Source organism: Frankia sp. CcWB2, from assembly GCF_977927585.1.
In genome coordinates this window covers 90,974-98,120 of sequence record NZ_CDWRCM010000001.1, presented here as the reverse complement: position 1 = coordinate 98,120, position 7,147 = coordinate 90,974, and the positions used below count along the sequence as shown (strand labels likewise).

Below are 7,147 nucleotides of genomic sequence, written 5' to 3'. Positions count from 1 at the left end.
TCAACCCGCTTCTCGCGGGGAAGGTCGACGCCGGAGAGGCGTGCCATGAACGGATGTTTCCTTCCTGCGGCCGGAGGTCTCGGGCGATGCCGTCCCGGCCGGCGCCGGGCCGGGCGGGCCCCGGCCTCCGACCGGGGGTAGGTCGTCCCGGATGGGACGCCTGGCATCGCTTGGATGCGGTGGGCCGCCTCTCGGCGGGCGGCACGTGCTGCGCCACCCGCCGGGACGAGGCCGCACCCGTCAGGACATCAGCCCTGACGCTGCTTGTGACGAAGGTTGTCGCAGATGACCATGACTCGCCCGTGGCGACGGATCACCTTGCACTTGTCGCAGATCTTCTTGACGCTGGGCTTGACCTTCACGGCTGTTGCGGACCTCCTGCGCAGCCGCGGGCCGCGCGTGGCGATTGAGTGGAGCTACGGGCGAGTGAGAAGAGATCGACTACTTGTAGCGGTAGACGATGCGGCCGCGGGACAAGTCGTAGGGCGAGAGCTCGACCACGACGCGGTCCTCCGGCAGGATCCGGATGTAGTGCTGGCGCATCTTCCCGCTGATGTGGGCGAGAACACGATGACCGTTCTGGAGCTCCACCCGGAACATCGCGTTCGGGAGCGGCTCCACCACACGGCCTTCGATCTCGATGGCCCCGTCCTTCTTCGGCATGTCCTCCGCTGTCCTGACGTCGACTATGGGACGGCGGCTCGGCCGCGACCGGTCGGCCCTCCGAAATATTCGGAAAAGCCAAGGTCAGAGGCTTGAACTACCCCGAGAGGAGCCCGAACCCACCAACCACACTGCCACCGACCGCAACTGCCATAGACAGGACTGCTATCGACACGGTGGAGCACACCGGCGTGAGAAGACCGCCAGCTAAAGAGTGTACGCGGCGACCCCCGTCAAGGGTCAACACGACCCCCGCTCAGAGTCGACCCGACCTCAGCCGGTTCAGCCGGTTCCAGACGGGGCGTCAGCCGGCTGCCCGCAGGCGATCCCGAGCTCGGTGAGTTTCGCCGCTCCGCCGTCCGGCGCCGTCAGCACCCACGGCCCACGCGGAGTGATTGCCACCGAGTGCTCGATGTGGGCGGCGAGGCTGCCGTCGCGGGTCACGACGGTCCAGTCGTCGGGGAGCACGGCCGTGTCCGGCGACCCCATGGTGATCATAGGCTCGATGGCCAGCGCAAGGCCCTCGATCAGCCGGATGCCACGGCCGGGCCGGCCGTGGTTGAGCACGTGGGGGGGCTGGTGCATCTCGCTGCCGATACCGTGGCCCCCGTAGTGATCGACGATGCCGTAGCCATGTGGACGGACATGCCGCTCGACGGCGGCGCTGATGTCGGTGAGCTTTCCACCGAGCTGGGCGGCGGCGAGGCCCGCCCACAGCGCGCCCTCGCACGTGTCGATCATCGCGAGAACCTCCGGGGCGACCTCACCGACCGGCACGGTGATCGCGGCGTCCCCATGCCAGCCGTCCACGATCGCCCCGCAGTCGATCGAGATGATGTCGCCCTCGCGCAGCACCCGCTTGCGGGTGGGGATGGCGTGCACCACCTCGTTGTTGACCGAGCTGCAGATCGAGGCCGGATACGGCGGCTGGGCATAGCCCTTGAAGGACGGGATACCGCCGTCGTCCCGGATCGTCTTCTCGGCAAGGGCGTCCAGCTCGGCCGTGGTGACCCCGGGGACGACCGCGTCACGCAGCCGCGCCAGCGTCTTCGCGACGAGCAGGCCAGCAACCCGCATCTTGGCGATCTCCGCCGCCGTCTTGATCTGGACGTGTTCTCGTCGCGCCACGCTCGTCGCCCCGGTCCGTGTTCGTGTTGTGTCCGTTTCCGATGCTAGCCGCCGACCCCCGCAGGACGTACTCCAACGATCTTCCGCGAAAAGCTCGGGAGCCACGTTCGGCCTGGTCCGCGCCCGGACCAGGCCGACGGGTTCAGTCGCCGTAGTGCCGCAGGGCGTCGAGCGCGCGGTCGGTGACGTTGTCCACCGGTCCGGTGGCGTCGATACCGATCAGGATGCCCTTTTCGGCGTAGTACGCCACCAGCGGCGACGTCTGGTCCGCGTAGACCTCGAGCCGATGACGGACCGTCTCCGACCGGTCGTCGTCGCGCTGGAACAGCTCGCCACCACACCGGTCACAGACGCCCTCGACCGACGGCGGGTCGAAGTCGATGTGCCAGATATGACCGCAGTTCCGACAGGTTCGCCGACCGGACAGCCGGCGCACCACCTCGTCGTCGTCGACGACGAGCTCGAGCACCACGTCCAGACGGGTCCCCATGCCATCGAGCATCTGCCCGAGCACCTCGGCCTGCGGGACGTTGCGAGGGAAACCATCGAGCAGGAATCCCTTGACCGCGTCGTCCTCGGCCAAGCGGTTGCGGACCATACCGATGGTGATCTCGTCCGGTACGAGATCACCGGCATCCATGAAGGCCTTGGCCTTGACGCCCAGCTCCGTTCCCTGTCGCACATTCGCCCGGAAGATGTCCCCGGTGGAGATCTTGGGGATCGACCGCGCCTGGGCAATGAACGCGGCCTGGGTGCCCTTTCCGGCACCGGGCGGCCCGACCAGTACGAGGCGCACTACCGGAGGAAACCTTCGTAATTGCGGAGCATGAGCTGGCTTTCGATCTGCTTCACGGTTTCCAGCCCAACCCCCACCATGATCAAAACCGACGTGCCCGCGAAGGGGAACGGCTGGTCCTTGGTCAGGTTCAGCAGTGCCAACGGAAGAACCGTGATCACGCCGAGGAACAGCGATCCCGGGAGCGTGATTCGGTCGAGTACATGTTTGAGGTACTCCGCCGTCGGGTTCCCCGGCCTGATCCCGGGAATGAACCCACCATACTTCTTCATATTGTCCGCGACCTCCGTCGGGTTGAAGGTGATCGCAACATAAAAATAGGTGAAGAAGATGATGAGTGCGAAATATGTCACCAGATAGAATGGATGGCCACCCCTGGAGAGGTATCTTTGCTCGAAGTCCTGGAAGCTCTGGTTGCTCCACACCTGTCCGGCAAGCTGAGGGAGCTGCAGCAGCGAGGACGCGAAGATGACGGGGATGATCCCGGCCTGGTTGACCTTGATCGGCAGGTAGGTCGACGTCCCGCCGTACATCCGCCGCCCGATTAGACGCTTGGCGTACTGGACCGGGATGCGACGCTGAGACTGCTCGACGAACACGACGAACACGACGATCGCGAGACCGAGCAGGAGCACCAGGCCGAACACCACACCGCCGGCGACCTGGAGAATGCGTCCGCCTTCGGAGGGAAGCCTCGCCGCGATCGAGGTGAAGATCAGCAGCGACATGCCGTTGCCGACCCCCCGGGCGGTGATCAGCTCACCCATCCACATGATGACCGAGGTACCCGCTGTCATCGTGATGACAATTGTCGCGATCCGGAACAGGCTCGTGTCCGGGATGATGGCGGCCGAACAGTCGGGGAACAGCCGGCCGCTGCGGGCCAGCGCCACGATGCCGGTGGCCTGCAGAAGACCGAGGGCGATCGTCAGGTACCGGGTGTACTGTGTAAGCTTCTGCTCGCCCGAGCTGCCCTCCTTCTTCAGCTGCTCCAGCCGAGGGATCACCACAACGAGCAACTGAATGATGATACTCGATGTGATATACGGCATGATGCCAAGCGCGAAGATGGACAGCTGCAGCAGCGCCCCACCACTGAACAGGTTGATCAGCGAGTAGACGTTGCTGCTGTCGGCACTCGCCGAGTCCAGGCAGGTGTTCACTGCGGACGTCGAGACACCCGGCGACGGCATGACGCTGCCGAACCGGAACAGCACCACGATACCGACGGTGAACAGCAGCTTCTTGCGCAGGTCAGGCGTGCGGAATGCCCGCGTGAAGGCGGTGAGCACGGCTCCTCCTGCTGGGATTGCGGACCGACGGGAAGTGGACATCCTGCCCAGTGCGGATCGCCTCCCCCGGCCGGTCGCCGAGGTCGGTTAGGCGACTGTAACAGGACACCCGGCCCACTCGTCCCGACATCACCATGGGTAAGCGATGGTAGACGGCAAGAGACGGCTGACGCCGAGGCGCATGGCCGCCTGGCGAGGGGTCCGGACGGGCGGGGCCGGGGTGGGAGCGGGGTGACATGGCCCATACCCCCACCCATGCTCTCAGCTCTGCGTGACGCTCCCGCCGGCAGCGGCGATCTTCTCCTTCGCGGAGGCCGAGAACGCGTCCGCGCTCACGTGCAGCGCGACGTCGATGTCGCCGTTGCCCAGCACCTTCACCGGCGACTTGCCCCGCACCGCACCCCTGGCCACGAGGGCGGCCTTGGTGACCTCACCACCTTGCGGGAACAGCTCCGCGAGGGTGGCGACGTTCACGACCTGGTACTCGACGCGGAACCGGTTGCGGAAGCCCTTCAGCTTGGGCAGGCGCATGTGCAGGGGCATCTGGCCACCCTCGAACCGGGCGGGCACCTGCTTGCGGGCCTTCGAGCCCTTGGTGCCCCGCCCGGCGGTCTTGCCCTTGGAACCCTCACCGCGACCGACGCGGGTTTTGGACTTATGGGCGCCGGGGGCCGGCCGGAGGTGGTGCACCTTCAGGCCGCGGCCACGGACGGCCTGCGCCGAGCCGGCCTCAGTGCCCGCGCCGGTGGCGCCGGTGTCGTCACCGGCGTCGGTCTTCGTCAGTTCGGCCATGGCTAGGAGTCCACCTCCTCGACCCGGACAAGATGGGTCACAGTTCTGATCATCCCGCGAATCTCGGGACGATCATCACGGACGGTCGTCGCGTTGATCTTCCGCAGACCAAGGGTACGCAGCGTGGCCCGCTGGTTCGAGGTACCACCGATCCCCGACCGGATCTGCGTGATGCGCAGCTTGGCCATCAGACACCGGCTCCCGCCGCACGAGCGCGCAGCATGGCCGGCGGAGCGACGTCCTCCAGCGGCAGGCCGCGACGGGCGGCGATCTCCTCGGGACGCATCAGACCACGCAGAGCAGCGACCGTCGCGTGCACAATGTTGATCGGGTTCGATGAGCCGAGCGACTTCGAGAGCACGTCGTGCACACCGGCGCACTCCAGCACGGCACGGACCGGACCACCGGCGATGACCCCGGTACCGGGCGAGGCGGGCTTGAGCAGCACGACGCCGGCTGCCTCCTCGCCCTGCACCGGGTGCGGAATCGTCGAACCGATCCGGGGCACCTTGAAGAAGTGCTTCTTGGCTTCTTCGACGCCCTTGGCGATGGCGGCCGGAACCTCCTTGGCCTTGCCATAGCCGACGCCCACGGTCCCGTCCGCGTCACCGACCACGACGAGCGCCGTGAAGCTGAACCGACGTCCGCCCTTGACAACCTTCGCCACGCGGTTGATCGCGACAACCCGCTCGACGTAGGCGTTCTTCTCCTGCGCCGGGCCGCTGCCCGACCGGTCCCGGCGTTCCCGACGGTCCGAGCCGCCGGAGCCGCCGCCGCGGCGCTGCTGGCCTGGCATCTACAACATCTCCCTGTTCTGGCTGTACTGGCGGTAAAGGCTGGACTGACAGTAAAGGCTGGGGGAAGTCATCAGAAGTCCAGCCCGCTCCCCCGCGCCGCGTCCGCGAGCGCGGCGATGCGGCCGGAGTAGGTCCGCCCACCGCGATCGAACACGACCGCGGCGATCCCGGCCGCCTTCGCGCGCTCGGCGACCAGTGCGCCGACCTTGCGGGCCTGCTCGGTCTTGTCCCCCTCGCCGCCGCGCAGCGACACGTCCAGGGTGGACGCCGACGCCAGCGTGTGGCCGGCGACGTCGTCGATGACCTGGGCGTAGATGTGCCGCGAGGACCGGGTGACGACGAGCCGTGAGCGGGACGGGGTGCCCGCCACCTTCTTGCGCACCCGGACGTGCCGACGGAGCTTCGCGGTCCGTCGGCGCGAGCTGGCGCCGAGGCTCACTGCCATGATCTATCTCCTACTTCCCGGTCTTCCCGACCTTGCGGCGGACGACCTCGCCCTGGTAGCGCACGCCCTTGCCCTTGTACGGGTCGGGCTTGCGCAGCCCGCGGATCTTCGCGGAGACCTCACCGACCAGCTGCTTGTCGATCCCGTGGACCACGAAGCGGGTCGGGGTCTGCACCTCGAAGCGGATGCCCTCCGGGGCCTTGACCGGCACCGGGTGGCTGTATCCGAGGGCGAACTCCAGGTCGGAGCCCTTGGCCTGGACACGGTAACCGACGCCGACGATCTCCAGGGTCTTCGAGTATCCGGCGGTGACGCCGGTGACCATATTGGAGACCAGGGTGCGAGTCAGGCCGTGCAGCGACCGGGAGCGACGCTCATCGTCGGGCCGGGTCACGAGGAGCCGACCGTCCTCGGTGTTCACCACGATCGGCTCGGCCACGACGTGGCTCAGGGTGCCCTTGGGCCCCTTGACGGTGATGGTGGCTCCCTGGACGGTGACATCGACACCGCTGGGGACGGGAATGGGCAGGCGCCCGATCCGTGACATCGCTCGCCCTCCTTACCAGATGTAGGCGAGGACTTCCCCGCCCACGCCCCGCTTGCCCGCCTGCTTGTCGGTCAGCAGACCCGACGAGGTGGAGATGATGGCGACGCCCAGGCCCCCGAGGACCTTCGGGAGGTTCGTCGCCTTGGCATAGACCCGCAGACCCGGCTTGCTGATGCGCTTGATCCCGGCGATCGAGCGTTCCCGGTTGGGGCCGTACTTCAGATCGATGACCAGGGTGTGGCCGACGCCGCCAGCCGAGGTCGCGTCCTCGACGTGCCAGCCGGAGATGTATCCCTCCTGCTGGAGAATCTCGGCAATGTGCGTCTTGATCTTGCTGTGAGGCATCACCACGCGGTCGTGGTACGCCCTGCTGGCGTTCCGGACACGCGTGAGCATGTCCGCAATCGGATCGGTCATCGTCATGGCTTGACGCCTTTCTCACGGCGGTTCCCGCCGGCGCCGAGGTCGTCCTCGGCCGCTGGATGCCGGGCCTGCCGCGATCGGGTGGAGGTGCGGTGGTGGTGCGGTGGAGCCGTGCTGCCGGTGGAGCCGTGCTGCCGGTGGAGCCGTGCCGGCCCCGGTCCGGGGCGCGGTACCGGCCTACCAGGAGCTCTTGGTGACGCCGGGCAGCTCGCCACGATGCGCCATCTGCCGCAGGCATACCCGGCAGAGCCCGAAGCCCCGGTA

Annotated in this window: 11 protein-coding genes and 1 pseudogene; all 12 read right to left on the bottom strand. The window is 67.3% G+C overall.

From position 1 onward, the window contains the following. Window positions 1-248 precede the first annotated feature (248 nt). A complete protein-coding gene (gene rpmJ / locus ACY45C_RS00560; RefSeq protein ID WP_003956441.1) occupies window positions 249-362 on the bottom strand; it encodes a 50S ribosomal protein L36 in 114 nt (37 codons plus the stop codon). Between the two features lie 79 nt (window positions 363-441). Then, the gene (infA, locus tag ACY45C_RS00555; RefSeq protein ID WP_006541558.1) at window positions 442-663 is read right to left on the bottom strand and encodes a translation initiation factor IF-1; all 222 of its coding nucleotides are present in this window, start codon (window positions 661-663) and stop codon (window positions 442-444) included. A 282-nt stretch (window positions 664-945) separates the two neighbouring features. Next, window positions 946-1,791, bottom strand: a complete 846-nt coding sequence (map, locus tag ACY45C_RS00550; protein ID WP_462185703.1) for a type I methionyl aminopeptidase — start codon at window positions 1,789-1,791, stop codon at window positions 946-948. A gap of 142 nt (window positions 1,792-1,933) precedes the next feature. Continuing rightward, the gene (locus ACY45C_RS00545) at window positions 1,934-2,587 is read right to left on the bottom strand and encodes an adenylate kinase (protein WP_462185702.1); all 654 of its coding nucleotides are present in this window, start codon (window positions 2,585-2,587) and stop codon (window positions 1,934-1,936) included. Then, window positions 2,587-3,879, bottom strand: coding sequence for a preprotein translocase subunit SecY (gene secY / locus ACY45C_RS00540; protein ID WP_462185701.1), 1,293 nt, complete (start codon window positions 3,877-3,879; stop codon window positions 2,587-2,589). The genes ACY45C_RS00545 and secY overlap by 1 nt, the downstream gene beginning before the upstream one ends. Before the next feature lie 261 nt (window positions 3,880-4,140). Next, complete coding sequence (rplO, locus tag ACY45C_RS00535; protein WP_462185700.1) at window positions 4,141-4,671, bottom strand: 50S ribosomal protein L15; 531 nt, start codon at window positions 4,669-4,671, stop codon at window positions 4,141-4,143. Window positions 4,672-4,673: 2 nt separating this feature from the next. Beyond that, a complete protein-coding gene (rpmD, locus tag ACY45C_RS00530) occupies window positions 4,674-4,859 on the bottom strand; it encodes a 50S ribosomal protein L30 (RefSeq protein WP_011435055.1) in 186 nt (61 codons plus the stop codon). After that, complete coding sequence (gene rpsE, locus ACY45C_RS00525) at window positions 4,859-5,467, bottom strand: 30S ribosomal protein S5 (RefSeq protein WP_462185699.1); 609 nt, start codon at window positions 5,465-5,467, stop codon at window positions 4,859-4,861. The genes rpmD and rpsE overlap by 1 nt, the downstream gene beginning before the upstream one ends. Window positions 5,468-5,538: 71 nt before the next feature. Continuing rightward, the gene (gene rplR, locus ACY45C_RS00520) at window positions 5,539-5,913 is read right to left on the bottom strand and encodes a 50S ribosomal protein L18 (RefSeq protein ID WP_462185698.1); all 375 of its coding nucleotides are present in this window, start codon (window positions 5,911-5,913) and stop codon (window positions 5,539-5,541) included. A 10-nt stretch (window positions 5,914-5,923) separates the two neighbouring features. Beyond that, window positions 5,924-6,460, bottom strand: a complete 537-nt coding sequence (rplF, locus tag ACY45C_RS00515) for a 50S ribosomal protein L6 (RefSeq protein WP_462185697.1) — start codon at window positions 6,458-6,460, stop codon at window positions 5,924-5,926. 12 nt (window positions 6,461-6,472) lie between these two features. Then, on the bottom strand, window positions 6,473-6,883 hold the full coding sequence (rpsH, locus tag ACY45C_RS00510) for a 30S ribosomal protein S8 (protein WP_011435051.1): 411 nt from the start codon (window positions 6,881-6,883) through the stop codon (window positions 6,473-6,475). Window positions 6,884-7,060: 177 nt separating this feature from the next. Continuing rightward, window positions 7,061-7,147 (bottom strand): annotated as a pseudogene (gene rpsN, locus ACY45C_RS00505) (type Z 30S ribosomal protein S14); the annotation flags it as partial.

Excerpts from the sequence above, each read along its gene's own strand:
- rplR (WP_462185698.1), bottom strand. The coding sequence starts at position 5,913 with ATGGCAGTGAGCCTCGGCGCCAGCTCGCGCCGACGGACCGCGAAGCTC.
- infA (WP_006541558.1), bottom strand. The coding sequence starts at position 663 with ATGCCGAAGAAGGACGGGGCCATCGAGATCGAAGGCCGTGTGGTGGAG.
- rplO (WP_462185700.1), bottom strand. The coding sequence starts at position 4,671 with ATGGCCGAACTGACGAAGACCGACGCCGGTGACGACACCGGCGCCACC.
- rplF (WP_462185697.1), bottom strand. The coding sequence starts at position 6,460 with ATGTCACGGATCGGGCGCCTGCCCATTCCCGTCCCCAGCGGTGTCGAT.
- rpsE (WP_462185699.1), bottom strand. The coding sequence starts at position 5,467 with ATGCCAGGCCAGCAGCGCCGCGGCGGCGGCTCCGGCGGCTCGGACCGT.
- rpsH (WP_011435051.1), bottom strand. The coding sequence starts at position 6,883 with ATGACGATGACCGATCCGATTGCGGACATGCTCACGCGTGTCCGGAAC.
- rpmD (WP_011435055.1), bottom strand. The coding sequence starts at position 4,859 with ATGGCCAAGCTGCGCATCACGCAGATCCGGTCGGGGATCGGTGGTACC.